Source organism: Natrialba swarupiae (assembly GCF_008245225.1).
In the GTDB taxonomy this organism is placed as follows: Archaea; Halobacteriota; Halobacteria; order Halobacteriales; family Natrialbaceae; genus Natrarchaeobius; species Natrarchaeobius swarupiae.
The window spans coordinates 1-21,535 of the sequence record NZ_VTAW01000037.1; the positions used below are offsets into that span (position 1 = coordinate 1).

The window sequence follows — 21,535 nt, forward strand, 5'->3', positions numbered from 1 at the left end:
GAGGATCGCCAGATACGTGTCGATCTCCTTCTCGGAGAGCCCGAACCGCTCGAGAAGCGCCGTGAGCCCGTTGTCATCCATGAATTGTCAGTACGTCACAGGTTGCAACTCGAGGTGAAAAAATTCCCGGTCGGCCGTGGCGTCGATCACGGCGTCGAGCCGATCGATGGCGTCGATCGCGTACCCAGGTCGGTCTCGTCGCCCCGGCCCATTTTGAAAAGTAGGAATACATATTACAACAAATTTTAATCGGGTGGGGTCGTAGTGGCTGATACGATGGAACTTCACAGCGCCCTGAACGACGTCAAACGGTCGCGAGAGGACCCCCACCGATTTCCGGGTGAACGACGGTCGACGGCGGGTCTGTTCTCCGGTCTCGACGACCGACTCGTCCACGTTGCGCCCGACGGCTCGCTTAGGGATTACTCGTATCCACTCACCGGCCTCGCCGGGATCGAACGGTCGCGCTTCGGGCTCGAGGAAGACGGCACGACCGACTGGTTCGACGGCGGCCAACAGCGCTACGTCGAGGACACCGCGGTCGTCGAAACCGTCCACGAGATCGACGGACACACCGTCACGCAGTACGACCTGACCGTCGACAGGACCCACCTGACTCGCATCGAGTGCTCGAGTGCTCTCGACGATTCCGACGTCACGCTCAGGGCGTGTCTCGGGTTCACACCGGAGGGGCGGGCCGGTCGCGTCGGCCAGCTTCGCCACGGGGACGCGGTCGAGATTCACCACGACCGCGAGCGCGATTTCGCCGCGACATCGACCGACGCCACCGTCACCGGACACGTTCCCGAACAGTTCGAGGAACTGCTCGCGGCCGAACCGAGTGAGTTTCCGCGGTCGACCGACGACGGCCGTTACGAGGAGGGGCGGCTCAGCCCGATCGCGATTCTCGACGTCTCTCTCGAGGGGGCGACGCCGGCTGCGACCATCGCGACGGTTCTTTCAGAGCCGGACGACGGCCGAACCGCCGGCCTTGAACGCGCCCGTACCGCGGCATCCGACCACGGAAGCACGGACGCACTCCTCGAGGCGGGACGCAAACAGTACGACCGACGGCTTCCCGACGGCGTGAGCGCAGACGGCCTCGAGGGAATCGCCACGGACCTCCGCGTGCTGGCGTTCCTTCGGGCGGAAAACGGCGCTCGGATCGCCGGCCCCGAGTTCGATCCGTTCTTCCGATACACCGGCGGCTACGGCTACACCTGGTTCAGAGACGACGCGGAGATTTCGTCGTTTCTTCTCGAGGCCGACCACCGCGCCGACATCGGGTTATCGGAGTGGCACCGCGAGAGCGCGCAGTTCTACGTGAAGACGCAACTCGCCGACGGAACCTGGCCCCACCGCGTCTGGCCACACAACGGGCGACTCGCACCCGGCTGGGCACACGGCCGAGTGGAAGACGGGGACGCGAGGTCGGTCGACTACCAGGCCGACCAGACGGCGAGTGTCGCGACCTTCCTCGCGACCTACCTGCGACTCGTCGACCCGGACGACGACGCGGTTCGGGACGCGCTGATCACCACGCTCGACGGCCTCGACGCCGTCCTCGAAGACGACGGCCTCCCGGGTCGCGTCCAGAACGCCTGGGAGAACATGACCGGCCGCTTTACGCACACGGCGGCGACCTACCTCGAGGCGTACGCGGCGATCGCCCGAGCGCCGCTTCCGGACGACCGTCGTGATCACGCACGCGAGCGTGCCAAAGCGGTCTACGAGGGAATCGACAGCCTCTGGCTCGACGACCGTGGGCGGTACGCGTTGCGGCTCGAGGACGGTGAACTCGACGGCCGATTCGACGGGAGCACGTTCGCACTGGCGGCCGCTCACCGGGAGTACGACGCCCTCGCCGACGTCGACGACGATCGGATGAACCGACTCTGCCAGCACGTCGAGACGACGCTCGACGGGCTGTATCGCGATCCCGACGGGCCGATCGAAGGAATCGCACGCTTCGAAGGCGATTCCTGGCGGACCAGCGACCAGATCGAACCGAAGATCTGGACGGTGACGACCGCCTGGGGGGCACAGGCTGCGGCCGAACTCGGCCGACTCCTCGAAGGCCGCGACCCCGACGCGGCCGCCGATTTCGTAGACCTCGGACGCGAGTTACTCGCGCTCGTCGACCCAGACGGACCGCTTCGCCGGGACGGCGGCTACCTCCCCGAACAGCTGTTCGACGACGGGACTCCCGACAGCGCGACGCCGCTCGGCTGGCCCCACGCCCTCCGGATCGCGACGGCGACGGCACTCGAGACGACCGCTCGAGCCGGGGAATCGTCGAGTCAGCTTCCTGGACACGAGTAGGTGTGAGGAGGAGTTTCGAAAACGTACTTTCGAGTCTTGTTGGACGAGTCCGCTCGTCTCGTCTGCGTCAGGGCGTCGCGGTCGGCGCTTCGTTCTCGACGCCGAAAATGTCGCGTCCGGTGTCGTGATCGAACAGGTGGACGTCAGACTCGTCGAACGTAAGCGATACGCGGTCGCCCGGGGAGAGATCGACGCCGGCGTCGACGCGGGCGATGAACTCGTCGTCGACGTCCAGGTGGAGGTAGCTGTCCGAGCCGACCGGTTCGACGACGTCGACCGTGGCCGTGATCGCGTTTTTCGCACCCGCGTCGGTGACCGAAACGTTCTCCGGACGGACGCCGAGGGTGTACCGGTCCGCCTCGAGCGAAACGTCGTTGCGCTCGGCGTACCCTGCGGAGAGTTCGAACTGGAACCCGCCGGCGGGGTCCGACAGCTGGAGTCGTCCGCCCGTGGCGTCGACGGCGACGTCGAGGAAGTTCATCGACGGCGAGCCGACGAAGCCCGCGACGAACTCGTTGACCGGGTTCTCGTAGACGTCAGTCGGCTTCCCCTGTTGCTGGAGCGTGCCGTCGTTCAAGATGACGATCCGGTCGCCCATCGTCATCGCCTCGTGTTGATCGTGGGTGACGTAGACGGCCGTGATACCGAGTTCGTCCTGGATGCGCTGGATCTCGGCGCGCATGCTCGTCCGAAGCTTCGCGTCGAGGTTGGAAAGCGGCTCGTCGAACAGGAACAGGTCGGGTTCCCTGACGATCGCGCGGCCGAGTGCAACCCGCTGTTTCTGCCCGCCGGAGAGTTCGTCCGGCTTGTCCTCGAGCAGTTCTTCGATGTCCATCATCTCGGCCGTCTCGACGACCCGCGTCTCCCGTTCGTCCGCCGAGAGACCGGTACTCATCCGGAGCCCGAACGCCATGTTCTCGAAGACGGTCTTGTGTGGGTACAGCGCGTAGTTCTGGAACACCATCGCGACGTCCCTGTTTTTCGCGTGAACGTCCGTTACGTCCTCCTCGCCGATCCGAATGCGACCCGAAGTCGGCCGTTCGAGCCCGGCTAACATCCGGAGCGTCGTCGTTTTCCCACAGCCAGACGGTCCGACGACGGTGACGAACTCCCCATCTTCGATCTCGAGGTCGAGGTCGTCGACGGCGACGACGGTTCCGACGTCGTACTCCTTCCGGAGCGACTCGACGCTGACACGTGCCATTTTCCGGAAGTTCGGTGAGGAGCTATAAAATGCTTTCTCAAAAAGTCCGATTCAGGATGAATTAGTACAGCATATATTTTCAGTCGGCAGTGGATGTCCACCCGATTTCCTCATAACGTCGATCGGAACCCGAAGAACAGTCGCCACATATTCGGCGAATGACGCCCAAAACGCGCTGATTCGACGTTCAACGACGTTGATACACCCCTGCTCGAGACGGTATCCTAACAATTAAATATATGAAGATATAATTCATCACTGTTTACGTCATGTCACTGGAACGCAGGCAACTACTCGCAGGGATCGGTGGGATAGCAACGCTGTCGGTCGCCGGCTGTCTCGGCGGAGACGACGACCAGCCGACGACGCTGTGGCACGACTTCTCGGACGCCGAGGAGACCGACCTCGTCGAGCACGCCGAACGGTTCAACGAGGAGCGAGACGACGAGTTGAACCTCGAGGCGATCTCCGAGATCGAAGATCAACTCAGTACGGCGATCCCGGCCGGCGACGGACCGGAAACGTTCGCGTGGGCACACGACTGGGTCGGCAACTACCACGAACAGGGCTTTGCCTACGACGCCGCCGACGACGTGAATCTCGATCTCGACGCGACGTTTACGGACGCGGCGGCCGACGCCGTCCGCTTCGACGGTGCCGTCTACGGGATTCCATACGGCGCGGAGACGGTGGCACTCATGTACAACGAGGAACTGGTCGACGGGCCGCCGGAGACGCTCGAGGAGCTGGTCGAGATCATGGACGACTACCACGATCCCGCCGAGGGGCAGTACGGCCTCTCGTGTCCGCCGGCGGATCCGTACTTCACGAGCACGTTCCTCCACGCCTTCGGTGGCTACTTCTTCGACGACGAGACGGAATCGCTCGGCGTCGATCAAGACGAATTCATCGAGGGCGTCGAACTCCTCCAGGAGTCGATCTGGCCGTACGTTCCGCAGGATCCGGCCTACGAGTCCCAGGTGCCGGTGTTCGACGACGGCAACGCCCCGTTCGCGATCAACGGGCCGTGGGAGATCGACGGCTTCCGCGACTCCGGAATCGAGACGACCGTCGCTCCGATGCCCGACATCGCTGGTGGCGATCCGACGCCGTTTACCGGCATTCAGGTCTGGTACTTCACGGCCACGCTCGAGGACGCCGACGAGGAAGCCCTCGAGACGGCGATCGACTGGGCGGAGTGGCACTCGACGGACGAGGACGTCATCCTGACGAACGCCGAGAACCACGGCTTCATCCCCGTCCACCAGGAGTACGCCGACGACGACGAGCTCGGTGACGACGTCGAGGCGTTCGCCGAAAACGTCGCGATGGGCGTGCAGATGCCGTCACACCCCCGTATGGATCAGGTGTGGAACCCCGTCGAGGACGCCCTCGAGCAGGTGTTCAACGAACAGGAGAGCGCCGAAGACGCAATGAACGCGGCCGCCGACGAGATTCGGGGCCGCTGGGAGTAACGACGGGTCTTCCTCTCGTCTATGTCCACGTCATTCCTCGACCGCGTTACCGATCTCGGCCACCGACGGCTGAGAGCGGATCGAACCTCCCGAGACCTGTTCGGTTACCTCCTCGTCGGGCCAGGTATCGCCCTGTTTCTCTCGTTTATGTTGTTCCCGATCGTGTTCCTAATCTATCTCTCCGTTACCGACGCGACCCACGCCGGAACGGTCATCGGCGGGGAAGCCTCCCTCATCGGCGTCGACAACTACGTCGCCCTGTTCACCGACACCCAGTTCTGGAACTCACTCGGCATCACCTGGCTGTTCGTCGCCGTGAGTCTCCTGGCGAAACTCGTCGTCGCCGTGACGATCGCCGTCGTCCTCACCCACTCTCGAGTGCGAGGAAAACGGTACATGCGTGCGATCGTCATCGTTCCGATGGGCTTTCCCGAAATCTTCAGGGTGACGATCTGGCGCGGGCTGTTCAGTAGCGCCCGATTCGGGCCGCTAAACGAGATTCTGGCCATGTACAACGGCGCGGTCGAACGCCTCGTCGGCGTCGTCGACGCCGTCGCGTTCTTCGTCACCATAGAGGCGCCCGGACTGTTGCTCGTCGACATCCCGGTCGCCTGGCTCGGCGGTCGGTGGAGTACCTTCCTCGCGTACGTCACGACGGAGGTCTGGATGGCCTACCCGTTCATGGTGATCATCATCGTGAGCGCACTCCAGGACGTCCCGATGGAACTCCACGACGCGGCGAAAGTCGACGGCGCGGGCTATCTCCACCGGTTCTACCACGTCACGTTGCCTGCGATCAAGCGACCGGTGATGTTCGCGTCGATTCTCACCGCCGCCGCGTCGTTCCAGCAGTTCCTGGTCCCGTGGGTGTTCAACCGCGGCGGTCCCGGTCGACAGAACGAACTCCTCCTGGTGTACGGCTTCCGGGAGGCGATCGAACTCAACGAGTACGCCTTCGCGTCCGCGATCATGGTCACCGCCATCGCCTTCATCGGGATGTTCATGTGGCTCGCGGTCAAGAAAGGGCGGCTCGCGGAGGGGGTGAACTGAGATGCTCGAGACGATCACACAGACGGTCGAACAGGTACGAACCGGGCGGCGAACTATCGGCGACCTCGGCAAGACCGGGATCGGAACGGTCGGCGCCGTCGCAATGTTGGTCGTACTCATGTTCCCGGTCTACTGGATCGTGACGGCCTCGTTCTCCCAGGGTGCGGGGCTGATGAGTTCCGACGGGCTGTTCGCCGATCCCGCGACGTACAACCTGGATGCCTACCGGTGGGTCCTGTTCGAGTCGGACTTCGTCTTCGACAACGGTGAGGTCGGCGAGCCGGGGGCTCTGTTCAACAGCCTGATCGTCGTCTTCGTCACCGTCAGCGTCTCGCTGTCGGTCATCATCCCTGGCGCGTACGCGCTCTCGAGGCGGAAGTTCGCCGGGCGGGAGAAGATCCTCTACGGCTACGTCCTGTTCACGCAGGTCGGTGCCGGTCTCTCCATCGCGACGCTCATCGCGCTGTACGCGCTGTTCGTCAACCTCGGACTGAGCAACAACCTGCTCGTCCTCGGGGTCTTCTACGCCGCGGGGGCGATCCCGTTCAACACGTGGCTGCTCAAGACGTTCATGGACAACATTCCGGTCTCCTACGAGGAGGCCGCGATCGTCGACGGCGCGAGCCAGTGGCAGGTCATCCGTGAGGTGATCCTGCCGCTCTCGAAGCCCGGCATCGCCGTCGTACTGATCTTTACGTTCCTCGCCGGCTGGAACGAGTTCATCATCGCCCAGACGCTCCTCCGACCCGAGAACTACACCCTCTCGGTCGAACTCTACTCCCTTGCGGCCAACGAGTACGAGACGCCGTGGACCGAGTTCGCCGCGTTCGCGAGCCTCTTCGCCCTGCCGGTGGCGATCATCTACTTCGCCACCCAGAGCTACGTCGAAAGCGGCCTCTCGTTCGGCGGCATGGAAGGCTGAGGTGCCGAAAATCCTGCTCTTCTCGGCCTCGAAACGTTCTCGAGTCCGCTCGCGAGACGTTAACGGCCTCGCGTCTCCGACTCGCGTTCGACCTCGAGGACGACGGCCGTCTCGACGGTGATTTCGCGGTCGAACGCGGACTCCTCGTCCGCCGGTTCGCAATCGCTCGCGCCGTCGCTCCCGTCGCGAACGATCCTCTCACCCGTCGATAAATCCGTCTCACCGGTCAATAGATCCGTCTCGGCGACCGGTTCGTCGACTCCGATCGTCGCCGACCCCTCGCCGAAGTGGAGCGCGACGACGACCCGCCGGCGGCGTTCGGGATCTTCTCGAGCGTACGCCACGGCCGCGTCCGTCTCGGTTTCGTACTCGATGCGCTCGAGTGTAGCGTCGGTTTGCAGGGACGGGTGTGACTTTCGGAGGTCGACGAGTCGCCGGTAGTACGCGAGCAGTTCCTCGTCTTCCTCGCCCCAGTTCATCGGCTCGCGTCGCTTGCGGAGCCCGGCCTCCTGGCCCGCATAGAGCATCGGAATTCCCGGAAGCGTAAACGTCGCCGCGCCGGCGGCTAACTGGGCGTCCCGACCGTACGACGACAGGTACCGGTCCGTATCGTGGTTCTCGACGTAGGTGAGCCACAGCGAGGAGGGGTGACCGCCGCGTCGCGCCCGCTCGTCGACCGCGTCGAGGACGAGGCTCGCGTCCGGCGAGTCACCGTCGGCCTCGAGAACCGCGTCGGCGAAGGCGTCGATCACGGCGTTCGTCTCCTCCTCGACCCCGTCGGCGTCGGTCGCGACCGCGTCACCGATCGTCTCGAGTGCGCTGTAGAGTCTGTCGTCGTGGTGGGCGTGAAAGCGACCACCGCCCATTTCGACCGACGACGGGAGCGTCTCGTCGAGTAGGAAGAACTCGGCGTCGGCGCTCGTCACCCGGTCGTACACCTCGGCCCAGAAGCTCAGCGGCACGCCCCAGGCGACGTCGGTCCGGAAGCCGTCGACTTTCGGGGCCCAGAAGTCGACCACGGAGAGGAGGTACTCCCGAACCGCCGGGTTCCCGTGGTCGAGATTGGGAATCTCGTCCCAGTCGAAGTAGGCGTCGGGTTCGCGGGCGTCGAAATCCTCCCAGCGATACCAGTCGCGGTACCGTTCGTGATTCGGGTGATCCTCGTCGACGGCCGCCTCGAAGAAGGGGTGCGTGTCGGCCGTGTGGTTGATCACGAGATCGAAGACGACCCTGATTCCCCGCTCGTGGCAGGCGTCGACTAGTGCCTCGAACTCGGCGAGCGTGCCGAGATTCGGATCGACCCGAAAGTAATCCGTCGTGTGGTAGCCGTGGGGGCCGCCCAGCTCGTCGGGCGTCCCGAAGCCGCGTTTGGTCTCGAGAAACGGCGTCAGCCAGAGGACGTCGATGCCCAGCTTCTCGAGGTGGTCGAGCCGGTCGACGAACGTCTCGAACGTCGGCTCGGACTGGTCGGGAAACCGCCGCGTGAACGCCTCGTAAACGACCGCATTCTCGACCCACGCGGGCGCCCCGAACGGGCGCTCGATCCGTACGCCGCCGCCGTCCAAACCGTCGTCGGCCGAATCGTCGCCGTCCGAATCGTCGTCGGCTACACTGTCGCCGTCTGCACCGTCGCCGGCCGGAACCAACTCGAGGGCGTCGGGGAGCGAGTGCCGGCCGTCGGCAGCCACGGCGACCGCGTAGATCCGGGCGCGCTCGGTCACGTCCTCGATCTCGATAGTGCCGTCGGGAGCGACCGCGAGGTCGTCCCGGTCGTCGACGTAGTACTCGACTTCGAGCGCGTCTTCGCCGGCGTCACCCTCCACATCCTCGTCGCCGCTCACAGCGGTCGATCTCCCCGCTGACAACGTCGCGTCGGGCACGAGTTCGATCCGATCGTCGCCGGCCTCGTCCTCGAGACGGAGCCGCGGGCGGGGTTCGACCCCGTCACTGTCGGGGTCGGGAAACGCGCGAACGGTCAGTTCGTGGACGCCGTCGGGTGCCTCGAGTTCCAGGGTGTACGCGCCCGGAACGTCGGGTTCGAACTCGGCGACCGGCCCGTCCGTCGCCTCCGCGCTCGAGTCGGCCGGCGCGTCGGCGACGCGCCAGGCGTACTCCCCCTCGGCGTCCGGGTTCCAGGGCGCGAGGTCGTCTCTGGGTTCCATCTCGTTTCCGTTCGGATTGACGATTCCGTCGCCAACGGTGACGAACCGCGGCGGCCCTGGGTGATGGCTGCCGTCGCCGCTCTCGAACGCGCCGTCGGTCGATTTGCCGCCGTCGGTTCGTTCCCGTCCGGTTCGTCCTCGTTTAGTTCGGTCTTCTCGCTCGAGTGGCTCGCTCGAGTCGCGTCTTCGATCGGTCACAGTCGACTCTCTCTGTCGGAGGATAAATTTGTGATGTATTCGTACACCACTAATATGTTATTCGGTGTGCGCGTTCCCGGATAGACACTCGAGACCCGTCGTCGACCGGCTGGACGCGACGCTTCGCAGTCGAGTCGGCATCCGCAAAAACGCGAGAGACGTGCGGCGAAGTTAGGCTTCGTCGAACAGTTCTTCGCCGTCGACCATGCGCTCGGCAACGGCATCCATGTCGAGGGTGACGCCGAGTCCCGGCTCCTCGGGGACCTCGATGTAGCCGTCCTCGATGACGTCTTCCTCGACCAGGTCCTCCCACCAGCCGAGTTCGTAGGAGTGGTACTCGACGGCCAGCGAGTTCGGAATCGCCGCGCCGACGTGGGCGCTCGCGGTCGTCGCGACCGGCGAGGAGACGTTGTGCATCGCGACCGGCATGTAGTAGAGATCCGCCAGATCGGCGATCTTTCGCGTCTCGCGCATGCCGCCAACCTTCGGCATGTCGGGTGCGATGATGTCGACCGCTTGCTCTTCGATCAGTCGGCGCTGACCGTGTTTGCGGTAGACGTTCTCGCCGGCCGTGATCGGCGTCGTCGTCGACTGGGTGACCTCTCGCTGGACGTCGTGGTTCTCCGGCGGCACGGGGTCCTCGAGCCACCAGATGTCGTACTCCTCTAAGCGCTCCGCGAGGCGTTTCGCGCTGCCGGCGCTGAACGTCCAGTGACAGTCGAAGGCGACGTCGGCGCGCGAGCCGACGCGCTCGGTGACGGCCTCGACGATCGACGCCTTGTGCTCGATTTCGGGCTGGCGCAGGTGGCGGTTCGCGCGATCCTTCTCGTGGCCCGAGGGGACGTCTAAGTCGAACTTGAGCGCGTCGTAGCCGAGTTCGGAGACGACGCGTTCGGCCTCGTCGGCACAAGCGACGGGATCGGCTTCCTCCTCGGTGTGACAGTCACAGTAGACGCGCACCTCGTCGCGGTACTTGCCGCCGAGCAACTGGTAGGCGGGCACCTCGAGGATTTTGCCCGCCAGATCGTGAAGTGCGACCTCGATGCCGGCGATCGCGGTGACGGTGATGCCGCCGACCGAGCCCTCGCCGGACATCTTCTGGACGAGATGTTCACAGAGCCGGTCGATGTCGAGCGGGTTCTCGCCCTGCAAGAACGGCGTCATTCGCTCGATGAGTTCGGGTGCGCCGGCCCCCCAGTAGGCCTCACCGGTGCCGACGATGCCGGCGTCGGTGTAGATACGCACGAGCGTCCACGGGAAGTTCCCGTCGACCATCGTCGTCTGGATATCGGTGATCTCGACGTCGCGTCCGCCCCCGCGCTCTCGCGTGACGTTCATCGTCTCCGCCGAGAGATCCCGCATCGTGTACTCGGCGTTCGGATCGTGTAGCTGTGAGTAGTCGACTCCCATAGTAGAGATACTTACTCGAACGGTAGTAATAGTTACCATCTGTCGCCTGCGAGGGAGAAACTAGACGTGGATCGCCGACATCCCCCGTGGCGGGTGATCTCGACTGCCCGATCAGATCGCGTCGAACTCGACGGCCGTCTTCACGACATCGTCGCCCGTCTCGAAGGCGGCTTCGAACTCCTCGAGCCCGTAGACGCCAGTGACGAGGTCGTCGGTGAACCACTCCGGGAGCTGTGAGAGCGTATCGATCGCGGCCTCGAAGTGGCCCCGATGCGAGTTGACGGTCCCGACCAGCGCCTTGTTGTGCAAGACCATTTCCCGGTGGAGACGCCCGCCGTCGACCTCGAACTCCCACGGCTCGGGGACGCCCAGCAGGACCCCGACACCGTTGGGCGCGAGCGCGTCGACCGTCTCGAAGGCGTGTTTGGGATAGCCGGTCGCCTCGTATATAAGATCGATCCCTTCGTGTGCCTCGGGGATCTCTGGAACCGGAGTTTGGCGTGAGTCGACGTACGTCGCACCGAGCTCCTCGATCATCTCGATCGTCGGATCGGGTCGGTCACGTCGGCCGAGACAGTACGTCCGGTCGATCTCGAGGGTCTCCTCGAACATCGCGAGCGTGAGCAGGCCGAGCGATCCGTTGCCGAGGACCAGCGCCGACTCCGGCTCCCACTCGAACGCCGAGCGGGTGGCGACGGCGTGTTCGATCGCCTTCTCGGAGATACTGACCGGTTCGACCAGAAATCCGAGCGCTGCGAGGTCGTCCGGAATCGGGACGAGGTACTCCACGGGGCTCGTGACGTACTCGGCCATGAAGCCGTGGGCCCCGGCGATGCCGCGTTCGACGTACTCGCCGCCGGGTGCCATGTCGGGTTCGCCGCGCTCGAAGTACTCGTTGCCGACGCCGTCCGGTCGTCGCCGGACCGTTGGAACGACGTACTGGCCCTCCTCGAGGTCGGTCCCGTTTGCGTCCTCGACGACGCCGACGGCCTCGTGTCCGAGCACGAGTTCGTCTTCGCCCGCGGGAACGTCGCCGTGGTGGCCCGCGATGACTTCGTGGTCGGTCCCGTCGACACCTACCCGGAGTGTTCGAACCAGCGCTTCGCCGGCCGTCGGTTCGGGTCGTGGTCGTTCGACGAGAGTGGGTTCTCCGGCCCCCGGTTCCACAGCGATGGCTTTCATACCGTCCGAAACGAGCCGGTCAGACAAAAGATTTACCCATCCTGTAGTAAACATATGACAGTCGCGCCACAGCCGGTGTCACGAGTCGTCGAGAGCACCGGTATCGAGGCCAGCGACGTCGATACCGGTGCCGTCGACGCGACGCCGATCGCTCGTGAGAAACGGCAGTGGCGGCCGTCATCTAGGTCGTCGAAAGAAAGCTTCTTGTGTTGGTGTCAAGAATCTAATTGTATGGTCCCCGACTCCCCCTCCAGACCGCTCACTCGGCGTGCAGCGATCGCGCTCGCGGCGTCGGTACCCCTCTCCGGCTGTCTCGGCGCGATCAACAGCCTCATCGGCAACCAGGTCCCCTCGAGCGTCCCCGCGGATCTCGACCACGAGAGCCTGGGCGTCGTCGATACTGGCGGCGAGATCGATATCGTCACCGATGCCGATCTCACGCTCGTCTACTTCTTCGCGACGTGGTGTGGGCCGTGTGGTCCCCAACAGGAGGAACTCCACGACGTTCGCGACGAGTACGATACCGAGACACTGGCGATGCGTGCGATCTCCCCAGAGGACGACGAGCAAGACGTATTCGAGTACTGGGAGGCCGAAGAAGCCGAGTATCCTGCCTGCATCGATCCCGACTCGGACGTCCACGCGGAGTTCGGCATCAGTGCGTACCCGTCGCTCGTGCTGGTCGATTCCGACGGAGAGGTTCGATGGCACACCTCCGGGACGACCGACGCCGAAGACATCATCGAGCGAGTAGACGAGGAACTCGACGGATAACCCGTGCCCTCGGACCTACGCCTCCTGTTTGCGTTCACCGCTGGATCGGCGACGTTTTTCGCCCCGTGTGCGTTTCCGATGCTCCCGGGGTACGTCGCTTACTACCTCGGCGACGACGTCACGGGTTCGACGCGCGCGGCGATCAGACGGGGCTCGGTCGTGAGTCTCGTCGCCAGTGCGGGCATGTTCGCCGTCTACCTCGGACTGGTCGGCATCGCCGTCGCCGTCGGCTCGCAGTACTTCCACCGGCTGGTGTTACTCGGCGGCGCCGTCGGCCTCGCGCTGATCGTCCTCGGCGTCGCGATGGTCGGCGGGCTCACCCACGGCCGCCTGTTTACGATGCAATTGCCCGAACGCGACCGAAGCTATCGCGGCTACTTCGCCTTCGGCGTCGCCTACGCCATCGCGGCCGCCGGCTGTACGGCGCCGTTTTTCATCACGGTCGTCCTCTCGAGTCTCTCGAGTGGTCCGGTAGCGGCTTTCCTCACCGTCGGCGCGTACGCCGGTGGCATGGTCGTGATGCTCGTCGCGGTGACGCTTCTGACGGCGGTCGGTCACGAATCGCTGTTCCGCCGGATCGTCCCCTCGGGGCGGATCCTCGAGCGCGCTGGCGGCGTGCTGTTGATCGTCGCCGGCGTCGTCCAGCTCTACCTGTTCCTGTTCGAGTACGGCGGCCTCGCACAGCTCGGTCTCGTCTGATACGGATTGCCGTCCCGCTGTCCCGGCGCGACCGCTTCGTCCTGTATACGGATTGCTGTCCCTGTGTACCGCCGCACCCGAAGACGGGTCCAGGATGCGGCGGTACTGACGGACAGCAGACCGTATACTCCTCCGTCGATTCCGTAGGGCTAAGTGGCCACGTCCCAGAACAGAGGGGTAATGAACGGCAACCGATTCGGTCGCCTCTTTCAGGTGACCACGTTCGGCGAGAGCCACGGCGAGGCGATGGGCTGTACCGTCTCGGGCTGTCCCGCCGGCCTCGAGCTCTCCGAGGAGGACATCCAGGAGGACCTCGATCGGCGAAAGCCCGGCCAGTCGATGATCACCACCAGCCGCGGCGAGCCCGACGACGTGACGATCAACTCCGGCATTCAGGACGGCTACACGACGGGAACGCCGATCGGGATGGTTATCCAGAACAAAGACGCCCGGTCGGGCAAGTACGAACCGTTTATCACTGCGCCTCGTCCCTCCCACGGCGACTTCACCTATTCGGCCAAGTTCGGCACGCGAAACTGGGGCGGCGGCGGGCGCTCCTCCGCCCGCGAAACCGTAAACTGGGTCGCCGCGGGCGCGATCGCGAAGAAACTGCTCGCGCTTCAGGGGATCGAATGCAAAGCACACGTCAACCAGATCGGCGACGTCGAAGCGCCCGAAGTGAGCTTCGAGGAGATGCTCGAGCACAGCGAGGAAAACGACGTGCGCTGTGCCCACCCCGAGACCGCGGCGGAGATGCAGGAACTGATCGAGGAGTACCAGGAGGAAGGCGACTCCATCGGCGGCAGCATCGAGTTCGAGGCCCGCGGCGTTCCGGTCGGCCTCGGCGCGCCGCGGTTCGACTCGCTCTCGGCCAGGCTGGGCCAGGCGATGATGGCGATTCCGGCGGCGACTGCCTTCGAGTTCGGGCTGGGTACCGAGGCCGCGGAGTGGATCGGCAAGGACCGAAACGACGACTGGGAGTTCGACGACGACGGGAACCCGGTTCCGGTCGAGAACGACCACGGCGGTATTCAGGGCGGGATCTCGAGTGGCGAACCGATCTACGGCGAGGTAACCCTCCACGCGCCGACGTCGATTCCCAAGAGCCAACAGACCGCCGACTGGGAGACTGGCGAACTCAAAGAGGAGCAGGTCATTGGCCGCCACGACCCCGTTCTCCCGCCGCGTGGCGTCCCCGTCGTCGAGGCGATGCTCGCGCTCACCCTCGTCGACTTCATGTTGCTGTCGGGGCGGCTCAACCCCGACCGCGTCGACGACCAGCCCGGCGAGTACGATACCGACTACCACCCGAGCAATCCGCGAAACGAGTGAGCGGATTCTCTGCCCGCGAAGCGACTCGGCAACGGACGACTTCGACGGTGGCCTTCGCGTCACGGTGACCGTCCAGCAGAAGCGCCACGGTTGGTACCCAGCAGAAGGGCTAACCCGTCAGCTCCCCTACCCGACGTATGCGAGATTTTCACCTCCACTCGAACTACTCCGACGGCGAGTTCCTCGAGGCGATGGTCGAGGCCGCCGAGGTCGCCGGACTCGAGGGGATCGGCTTCGCCGACCACTGCAACGTCGCCCCGCGCGAGCACACGGTGACGATGCGAAGTCGCTACGGATTCAACCTCGATCTGACCTACGAGCGCCGGCGACGGGCCATCGAAGGACTTTGCGAGGAGGCGTCGATCGAGATCTACGACGCGGTGGAGATGGACTACGATCCCCAGGACGAAGCCGCGATTCGGGACTTTCTCGAGACGGCGGCGTTCGATTACACGATCGGGAGCGTGCACACGGTCGACGGGAGAAACGTACAGGTCCCATCGAATTTTCGGGGCCGAAACGACGCCGACCTCAACGGTGTCGTCGCGGCGTACTTCGATCGGCTCGTCGAGCTCGTTGAGTCCGAACTGTTCGACGTCGCCGGCCACGTCGACCTGATCGCACGGACGCCGCCGCTACGGGGACGGGCGACGGACGAGCAGTACCGGCGGGTCGCCCGCGCGTTCGCCGATTCGCGGACGGTCCCGGAGATAAACGCCGGCCGAGCGCTGACCGACGCCGGCATCGTCCACCCCAATGAGTCGTTTCTCGAGGAGCTTCGAGCGTTCGACGTCCCCGTCACGGTTGGCACCGACGCGCATCGGCCCGCCGAGGTTACTGACCGAGCGGAGTTCCTTCGCGAGTTTCTCGACGAGTGTGGGATCGATCCCGTCGGTCCGCCGGGGCTCGAACTTGAGAAACGGTAAACTAGTTTTCTATGAAAACTAATATCGATACGTAACGAGGAATTTACAACGGACGTTCATTCTTCATGAAAGACCCTTGGTAATCTATAGCAAAGGCTTTAGGTCCGGTAGAGCAAAATTCGGGTACGGTTGGCCCACCGGCCACTGATTTACCTATGAGCGACGACGAACTCATCTGGCGAATCGCAGGGGGTTCCGGAGACGGGATCGACTCGACGAGCCAGAATTTCGCGAAGGCGCTGATGCGCTCGGGGCTCGACGTATTCACACACCGCCACTATCCCTCGCGGATCCGTGGTGGCCACACGTACGTCGAGATCCGGGCCGCCGAGCACGAGGTACAGTCACGGGGAGACGGCTACAACTTCCTGCTTGCACTCGGGGACTCGTTCGCCCGAAACCCACAGGAAGAGGCCTACTACGGCAACGAGGAGATCAAACCTCTCTCGGAGAACCTAGACGAGTTGCGCGAGGGTGGCGTGATCGTCTACGACGAGGGACTGATCGACGAGGAAGCGGTTGCGACACTCGACCTCGAGGAACGTGCCGAAGAGAACGGTTGGCACGTCTATCCGGTCGATCTGCGCGGCCTCGCCAAGGAACACGGCCGCGAGGTCATGCGTAACACCGCAGGGGTCGGCGTCACCGCCGCCCTGCTCGATATGGAACTCGAGCACATCGAGGACCTGATGTCCGACGCGATGGGTGGCGACGTCCTCGAGTCGAACCTCGAGATTCTCCACGACGCCTACGAGATGGTCGAGGACGAGTTCGAGACCGGACACGACCTCCGCGCCCCGACGGGCGACCACGAGACCGAACAGGCGCTGCTGTCGGGCTCGAACGCGATCGCCTACGGTGCCATCGACGCCGGCTGTCGATTCATCGCCGGCTATCCGATGACGCCGTGGACCGACGTCTTCACCATCCTCAGCCAGAACTTCCCCGATATGGGCGGGGTTTCCGAGCAGGTCGAGGACGAAATCGCCGCAGCTGCACTCGCCGTCGGTGCGAGCCACGCCGGCGTCAAGGCGATGTCCGGCTCCTCCGGTGGCGGCTTCGCCCTGATGAGCGAACCGCTCGGGCTCGCGGAGATGACCGAGACGCCGATCGTCCTCGTCGAGTCGATGCGTGCCGGTCCCTCGACCGGGATGCCGACCAAGCCCGAACAGTCGGACCTCGAGTTCGTCCTCTATACGAGCCAGGCCGACTCCCAGCGCGTCGTCTTCGCGCCGGGCAACATCGAGGAAGCCTACGAGCAGACGCGACTGGCCTTCGAGATCGCCTGGGACTACCAGATTCCGGCGATCCTCATCTACGACCAGAAGCTCTCCGGCGAGAACAAGAACGTCGACGTCGACTTTTTCGACCGCGAGGTCTCGCCCGACCTCGGCTCGACGCTGACCGAAGAAGAGCTCAAGGAGGCTGCACACGACAACTCCGGGAAGTTCAAGCGCTTCAACTACGAGGACGCCGAGGACGGCGTCGCCTCGCGGTCGATCCCCGGCCAGAAGGGCGGACGCTACCTCGCGACCGGTAACGAGCACTCACCTGTCGGCCACATCAGCGAGGACCCCGACAACCGCGTCGCCCAGATGGAACGCCGCCTCGAGAAACTCGAGAACATCCGCGCGGAACTCGACGAGGAACGCGAGTCGACTCAGACCTACTTCGGCCCCGACGAGGCCGACTACGGCATCATCACCTGGGGCTCCTCACAGGGTGCCGTCCAGGAAGCCGTCGAGCGCCTGAACGAGCACGGTCACTCCGTCAAGGGGATCAGCGTCTCCGATATGATGCCCTTCCCCGAGACGGAAGTGACGGAGTTCTTAGAGAGCGTCGACGAGGCGATGGTCGTCGAGATGAACGCCACCGGACAGTTCCGCGGACTCATCCAGAAGGAACTGGGTCAGTACGGCGACAAGATGACTAGCCTGCTGAAGTTCAACGGCAACCCCTTCGAGCCCGCCGAGGTCGTCGAGGGTTACGAAGTCAACGTTGCCGAGGAGGACCAGCAGCCGGAGGCACAGGTACGAATCGAACCCGCGGCAGGTGACTAACCATGAGTGCATTCAACGCGATCGGTGAGAAACGAGAGATCGACCGGGACGAGTTTACGCCCGGTGTCGAACCGCAGCCGACCTGGTGTCCGGGCTGTGGCGACTTCGGTGTTCTGAAGTCGCTCAAGCAGGCGCTGCCGGAAGTCGGCAAGACGCCCGAGGAAGTGCTGACCGTCACCGGGATCGGCTGTTCCGGCAAACTGAACAGCTATCTGGATACGTACGGCTTCCACACGATCCACGGTCGCTCGCTGCCCGTGGCTCGGGCCGCCAAACTCGCGAACCCCGAACTCGAGGTCATCGCCGCCGGCGGCGACGGTGACGGCTACGGCATCGGTGGCAACCACTTCATCCACACGGCCCGCGAGAACCACGATATGACCTATATCGTGTTCAACAACGAGATCTTCGGCCTGACGAAGGGCCAGACCTCGCCCACCAGCCCGAAGGGCCACAAATCGAAGACCCAGCCATCCGGCAGCGCGAAGACGCCGCTGCGTCCGCTCTCGATGTCGCTCAACGCTGGCGCGAGCTACGTTGCTCGCACCGCTGCGGTCAACCCGAACCAGGCCAAGGAGATCATCAAGGAAGCCATCGAACACGACGGCTTCGCCCACGTCGACTTCCTGACGCAGTGTCCGACCTGGAACAAGGACGCTCGCCAGTACGTCCCCTACATCGACGTCCAGGAGTCCGACGACTACGACTTCGATCACACCAACCGGGAAGAGGCCGCCGAGATGATGCGTGAGACCGAGGACGTTCTGAACGAAGGTACCGTCCTGACCGGCCGCTACTACGTCGACGAGGACCGCCCGTCCTACCAGCAGGAGAAGCAGGCTGTCGGCGAGATGCCCGACCAGCCGCTCGCCGAACGGTACTTCGACGACGACGCCGAGTGGGAGCGTAGCTACGACCTGCTCGAGCGCCACAAGTAGGGCACGGACCGGTTCGCGTTCGCGTTTTCGATCGTTCCTGACCGCATCCCCGAGCCGCATTTCGCGGCGCTCCCGTTCGGTACTTGTTATCCGACCAACTGGCGACGCTCGAGGCAGTCTCGTGTCTCGAACGCTGTTCCGATGTCGGGACCGCCCGACGCCGACGTCGAATTGGAGAGACGTATCGCTGCGCTCGAGTACCCGCAGCCTCGAGTCGGGTGGGAAAAACTCGGATTTCCGTCATCGGTACACGCAACATTGTCCGCTATTTCGGACAGGATCGACAAGCGTAAAGTGACGCGAAGCGGAGGCATCGAACGAATGTCGTTCGATCGCTGGGCGGCGACTGCCGAGATGGTTCGAGCCCACTGGAGGGACCTCGAGCGAGACTGGCAAAGCGTTGCTGTCGGCGCGGTGATCGTCGTACTGGTCGGTGCGTTCGAACTTCCGATCCCCTGGTGATGTCCGCCCGCCGATTTCTCCCCGGGCTCGTGGTTCTCTGTCTCGGCGCGGTTCTCGCTCGAGGAATCGAACTCGTCCTCGGCGCGAACCACCTGCTCGTCGCGATCGGACTCGGATTCGTTCTGGCAAACGCCGTCGGCGTCCCCGATCGCCTCGAGCCGGGGATCGCCACTCACAAACTCTGGCTCGGTGCCGGAATCGTCCTCATGGGCGCATCCCTGACACTCGATACGCTGCTCGAGGCCGGCGTCGTCGTGGTGGCCGTCATCGCGCTCGTCACCGGATCGACGATCGTCGTCGTCGAACTGCTCTCGCGGAACGTCTTTGGCCTCGCCGATCGGCTCGGTTCGTTGCTCGCAGCCGGCTCCGGTATCTGTGGCGTTTCGGCCATCGTGGCGGTCGGCGGAGCGATCCGCGCACGCGAAAGTCAGGTCGCGTACGCGGCGGCGACGGTCTTGCTGTTCGATGCGGTGACGATCGTCGTCTTCCCGATCGTGGGTGACGTACTCGAACTGTCGGGGACCGTCTTCGGGATCTGGGCCGGTGTCAGCATGTTCTCGACGGGACCGGTCGTCGCCGTCGGCTTCGCTCATTCGGACGTCGCCGGCCAGTGGGCGACAGTGACGAAACTCGCACGAAACGCACTGATCGGCGTCGTGGTACTCGGGTACGCGGGGTACTACGCCCGATCGGCGGACGGAAGCCGACCCACGGTTCGGACGCTCTGGGACGAATTTCCGAAGTTCGTCCTCGGCTTTCTCGCGCTCGTCCTCGTCGCCACGGCAGGTGTGCTCTCCCCTGACCAGCTCGCTGCCATCGAAAATGCCTACAACTGGCTGTTCGTGCTCGCGTTCGTCGGTCTCGGAACGGAGATCCGGCTCACAGAACTCCGGAAGGCGGGACCGCTCCCCGTTCTCGTCGTACTGATCGCGTTGCTCGTTGCCAGTACGCTCTCGCTCGCGACCCTCTCGGTCCTTCTCTGATACGGACCGCTACACGTCGGTACCGGTCGATCACAGACCGGCGACCGATCGACCGGCAATCAGTCGTCACAGACCGTACGAAAACGCCCGGCGTGTCGAGATATCGGACCGTCGCAGACACAGGCGATATTTGCAGAAGGCGCTGCTGGCTCCAATCACGGCTAGATTCGTCGAAAGAAGCGACCACCAGAATCGAGCCGGCGGAAGGACGTGCGTCGATCACTCGGTGCCACGACGACTGTCGCGGGCGACGGTGGCCTCAGACTCGAGTAGCGGGCCCCTACCCCACGTTTCTGACTACTCGTGATCGACTGGTCTATCGTATGTGGGAAACTGTCCTACGGGTGGCTGTGACAGGCACGGATACGAGGGTATTGCTGGTTTCACCGTGAGGAGGGGAGCATTGCAGGCTGACGAGGGGTTACAAAACCCGAGTCCAAACGGCGGGGTAACGATGGATGGATACTATTCGCGTCGTGCTCTGTTGAAAGCGGCAGCTGTCGGTGGTGCGGTTTCGGTTGCGGGGTGTACGTCGTCCAACGGGGGGTCGGCCGTTCGAATCTCGGGTGGGGTCGGTCCGCTCCCGATGGTCGAGGTCTGGGCGGACATCTACGAGGACGAATCCGATGCCTCGTTCGACATCAGCGGCGGCGGAACGGGTGTCGGCGTCTCGGACGTACTGAACGATCAGGTCGACGTCGCGATGATGGGACGCCAGCCCGAACAGGAGGAGATCGATCAGGGACTGTTCGCCGTCCCGATGCTCGTCGATACGGTCGTCGGAACGGTCAACGTCGATAACCCCGTTCTCGACGACATTCAGGAGAGTGGGCTCACCCGCGAGGACCTCGAGGCGATCTTTACGCGGGAGATCACGAACTGGGGCGAACTCGTCGACGCCGACGTCGACGAGGATATCGTCGTCTACGGCCGCTCCGACGCCTCGGCCGCGTACAAGCAGTGGGGAGACTTCCTCGGCGGTGAGGACGAGGCCTACACCGAGAACGAACTCGAGGAGCTGGCCGACGCGAACCACGACGGCGATCAGCGAGTCGCGGAGGCAATCGCAAGCGACGAGAACGCTATCTCGCTGAACAACATCAACTACGTCTACGATCTGGAAAGCGGCGAACTCGAGGGCGACATCCGGCCGGTTCCGCTGGATCTCGACGGCGACGGCACGCTCTCGGAGGACGAGGAGTTCTACGAGACCCGCGAGGAGTTCCTCGCCGCCGTCGAGGAGGGAACGTATCCCGCGCCGCCGGCCCGCGAGATGTTCCTCGCCTCGAACGGTCCGTTCGAGGATGAAGCGTACGACTTCGTCGAGTTCGTGCTGACTGACGGCCAGCAGTACGTCCGCGAGAACGGCTACGTGCCACTCGAAGACGACCGACTCGACGAGGCCCAGGAAACCCTGGCGAACGGACCGTGAGGTG

The 21,535-nt window shown here is 64.2% G+C and carries 18 protein-coding genes; 14 read left to right on the forward strand and 4 right to left on the reverse strand.

Annotation, left to right across the window (positions count from 1 at the left end; genetic code table 11):
* Positions 1-249: hypothetical protein (locus tag FYC77_RS20795; protein ID WP_238387029.1), on the forward strand; the 249-nt coding region annotated here is incomplete at its 5' end.
* Between the two features lie 27 nt (positions 250-276).
* Positions 277-2,322 (forward strand): glycoside hydrolase family 15 protein, encoded by a 2,046-nt coding sequence (locus tag FYC77_RS18180; protein WP_149082919.1) that lies wholly within the window; start codon positions 277-279, stop codon positions 2,320-2,322.
* 67 nt (positions 2,323-2,389) lie between these two features.
* Here FYC77_RS18180 and FYC77_RS18185 read toward each other — a convergent pair whose 3' ends face one another.
* Positions 2,390-3,526, reverse strand: a complete 1,137-nt coding sequence (locus tag FYC77_RS18185; RefSeq protein WP_149082920.1) for an ABC transporter ATP-binding protein — start codon at positions 3,524-3,526, stop codon at positions 2,390-2,392.
* A gap of 269 nt (positions 3,527-3,795) precedes the next feature.
* Here FYC77_RS18185 and FYC77_RS18190 point away from each other — a divergent pair, with 269 nt between their 5' ends.
* From FYC77_RS18190 to FYC77_RS18200, 3 genes are read left to right on the forward strand one after another with little or no spacing between them, the layout of a single operon-like run.
* Positions 3,796-5,001 carry an extracellular solute-binding protein gene (locus FYC77_RS18190; RefSeq protein WP_149082921.1) on the forward strand — a complete coding sequence of 402 codons (1,206 nt, stop codon included), beginning with the start codon at positions 3,796-3,798 and terminating at the stop codon, positions 4,999-5,001.
* A 21-nt stretch (positions 5,002-5,022) separates the two neighbouring features.
* The gene (locus FYC77_RS18195) at positions 5,023-6,051 is read left to right on the forward strand and encodes a carbohydrate ABC transporter permease (protein ID WP_149082922.1); all 1,029 of its coding nucleotides are present in this window, start codon (positions 5,023-5,025) and stop codon (positions 6,049-6,051) included.
* A gap of 1 nt (position 6,052) precedes the next feature.
* Positions 6,053-6,973 (forward strand): sugar ABC transporter permease, encoded by a 921-nt coding sequence (locus FYC77_RS18200; RefSeq protein WP_149082923.1) that lies wholly within the window; start codon positions 6,053-6,055, stop codon positions 6,971-6,973.
* Between the two features lie 59 nt (positions 6,974-7,032).
* Here FYC77_RS18200 and FYC77_RS18205 read toward each other — a convergent pair whose 3' ends face one another.
* The 3 genes from FYC77_RS18205 to FYC77_RS18215 all read right to left on the reverse strand — a co-directional run bounded on the left by FYC77_RS18205 (position 7,033) and on the right by FYC77_RS18215 (position 11,925).
* Positions 7,033-9,333 (reverse strand): alpha-amylase family glycosyl hydrolase, encoded by a 2,301-nt coding sequence (locus FYC77_RS18205; RefSeq protein WP_238387030.1) that lies wholly within the window; start codon positions 9,331-9,333, stop codon positions 7,033-7,035.
* 171 nt (positions 9,334-9,504) lie between these two features.
* Positions 9,505-10,743, reverse strand: a complete 1,239-nt coding sequence (locus tag FYC77_RS18210; protein WP_149082924.1) for a mandelate racemase/muconate lactonizing enzyme family protein — start codon at positions 10,741-10,743, stop codon at positions 9,505-9,507.
* A gap of 111 nt (positions 10,744-10,854) precedes the next feature.
* Positions 10,855-11,925 (reverse strand): glucose 1-dehydrogenase, encoded by a 1,071-nt coding sequence (locus FYC77_RS18215; protein ID WP_149082925.1) that lies wholly within the window; start codon positions 11,923-11,925, stop codon positions 10,855-10,857.
* A 231-nt stretch (positions 11,926-12,156) separates the two neighbouring features.
* Here FYC77_RS18215 and FYC77_RS18220 point away from each other — a divergent pair, with 231 nt between their 5' ends.
* The 9 genes from FYC77_RS18220 (at position 12,157) to FYC77_RS18255 (ending at position 21,531) form a co-directional block, all read left to right on the forward strand.
* Positions 12,157-12,699: a TlpA family protein disulfide reductase gene (locus FYC77_RS18220; RefSeq protein WP_162354559.1), complete on the forward strand. Its 543-nt coding sequence runs from the start codon at positions 12,157-12,159 to the stop codon at positions 12,697-12,699.
* A gap of 3 nt (positions 12,700-12,702) precedes the next feature.
* Positions 12,703-13,398, forward strand: a complete 696-nt coding sequence (locus tag FYC77_RS18225) for a cytochrome c biogenesis CcdA family protein (RefSeq protein ID WP_149082927.1) — start codon at positions 12,703-12,705, stop codon at positions 13,396-13,398.
* Positions 13,399-13,578: 180 nt separating this feature from the next.
* Positions 13,579-14,730: a chorismate synthase gene (gene aroC / locus FYC77_RS18230; RefSeq protein WP_149082928.1), complete on the forward strand. Its 1,152-nt coding sequence runs from the start codon at positions 13,579-13,581 to the stop codon at positions 14,728-14,730.
* 137 nt (positions 14,731-14,867) lie between these two features.
* Positions 14,868-15,656, forward strand: coding sequence for a PHP domain-containing protein (locus FYC77_RS18235; protein WP_149082929.1), 789 nt, complete (start codon positions 14,868-14,870; stop codon positions 15,654-15,656).
* Between the two features lie 155 nt (positions 15,657-15,811).
* Positions 15,812-17,716 (forward strand): 2-oxoacid:acceptor oxidoreductase subunit alpha, encoded by a 1,905-nt coding sequence (locus tag FYC77_RS18240; protein ID WP_149082930.1) that lies wholly within the window; start codon positions 15,812-15,814, stop codon positions 17,714-17,716.
* A 2-nt stretch (positions 17,717-17,718) separates the two neighbouring features.
* Positions 17,719-18,654 carry a thiamine pyrophosphate-dependent enzyme gene (locus FYC77_RS18245; protein ID WP_149082931.1) on the forward strand — a complete coding sequence of 312 codons (936 nt, stop codon included), beginning with the start codon at positions 17,719-17,721 and terminating at the stop codon, positions 18,652-18,654.
* A gap of 321 nt (positions 18,655-18,975) precedes the next feature.
* Positions 18,976-19,116, forward strand: a complete 141-nt coding sequence (locus tag FYC77_RS20550) for a hypothetical protein (protein WP_202911869.1) — start codon at positions 18,976-18,978, stop codon at positions 19,114-19,116.
* Positions 19,116-20,099, forward strand: coding sequence for a YeiH family protein (locus tag FYC77_RS18250; RefSeq protein WP_149082932.1), 984 nt, complete (start codon positions 19,116-19,118; stop codon positions 20,097-20,099). Before FYC77_RS20550 ends, FYC77_RS18250 begins: the two co-directional genes overlap by 1 nt.
* A gap of 454 nt (positions 20,100-20,553) precedes the next feature.
* Positions 20,554-21,531 carry a PstS family phosphate ABC transporter substrate-binding protein gene (locus FYC77_RS18255; RefSeq protein ID WP_202911870.1) on the forward strand — a complete coding sequence of 326 codons (978 nt, stop codon included), beginning with the start codon at positions 20,554-20,556 and terminating at the stop codon, positions 21,529-21,531.
* Positions 21,532-21,535: the final 4 nt, after the last annotated feature.

Bases quoted from the DNA above. Each gene is read 5' to 3' on its own strand.
- FYC77_RS18190 (WP_149082921.1), top strand. From the start codon at position 3,796: ATGTCACTGGAACGCAGGCAACTACTCGCAGGGATCGGTGGGATAGCA.
- FYC77_RS18235 (WP_149082929.1), top strand. From the start codon at position 14,868: ATGCGAGATTTTCACCTCCACTCGAACTACTCCGACGGCGAGTTCCTC.
- FYC77_RS20550 (WP_202911869.1), top strand. From the start codon at position 18,976: ATGTCGTTCGATCGCTGGGCGGCGACTGCCGAGATGGTTCGAGCCCAC.
- FYC77_RS18255 (WP_202911870.1), top strand. From the start codon at position 20,554: ATGGATGGATACTATTCGCGTCGTGCTCTGTTGAAAGCGGCAGCTGTC.
- FYC77_RS18240 (WP_149082930.1), top strand. From the start codon at position 15,812: ATGAGCGACGACGAACTCATCTGGCGAATCGCAGGGGGTTCCGGAGAC.
- aroC (WP_149082928.1), top strand. From the start codon at position 13,579: ATGAACGGCAACCGATTCGGTCGCCTCTTTCAGGTGACCACGTTCGGC.
- FYC77_RS18245 (WP_149082931.1), top strand. From the start codon at position 17,719: ATGAGTGCATTCAACGCGATCGGTGAGAAACGAGAGATCGACCGGGAC.
- FYC77_RS18200 (WP_149082923.1), top strand. From the start codon at position 6,053: ATGCTCGAGACGATCACACAGACGGTCGAACAGGTACGAACCGGGCGG.
- FYC77_RS18185 (WP_149082920.1), bottom strand. From the start codon at position 3,526: ATGGCACGTGTCAGCGTCGAGTCGCTCCGGAAGGAGTACGACGTCGGA.
- FYC77_RS18220 (WP_162354559.1), top strand. From the start codon at position 12,157: ATGGTCCCCGACTCCCCCTCCAGACCGCTCACTCGGCGTGCAGCGATC.
- FYC77_RS18250 (WP_149082932.1), top strand. From the start codon at position 19,116: ATGTCCGCCCGCCGATTTCTCCCCGGGCTCGTGGTTCTCTGTCTCGGC.
- FYC77_RS18210 (WP_149082924.1), bottom strand. From the start codon at position 10,743: ATGGGAGTCGACTACTCACAGCTACACGATCCGAACGCCGAGTACACG.
- FYC77_RS18195 (WP_149082922.1), top strand. From the start codon at position 5,023: ATGTCCACGTCATTCCTCGACCGCGTTACCGATCTCGGCCACCGACGG.
- FYC77_RS18180 (WP_149082919.1), top strand. From the start codon at position 277: ATGGAACTTCACAGCGCCCTGAACGACGTCAAACGGTCGCGAGAGGAC.
- FYC77_RS18215 (WP_149082925.1), bottom strand. From the start codon at position 11,925: ATGAAAGCCATCGCTGTGGAACCGGGGGCCGGAGAACCCACTCTCGTC.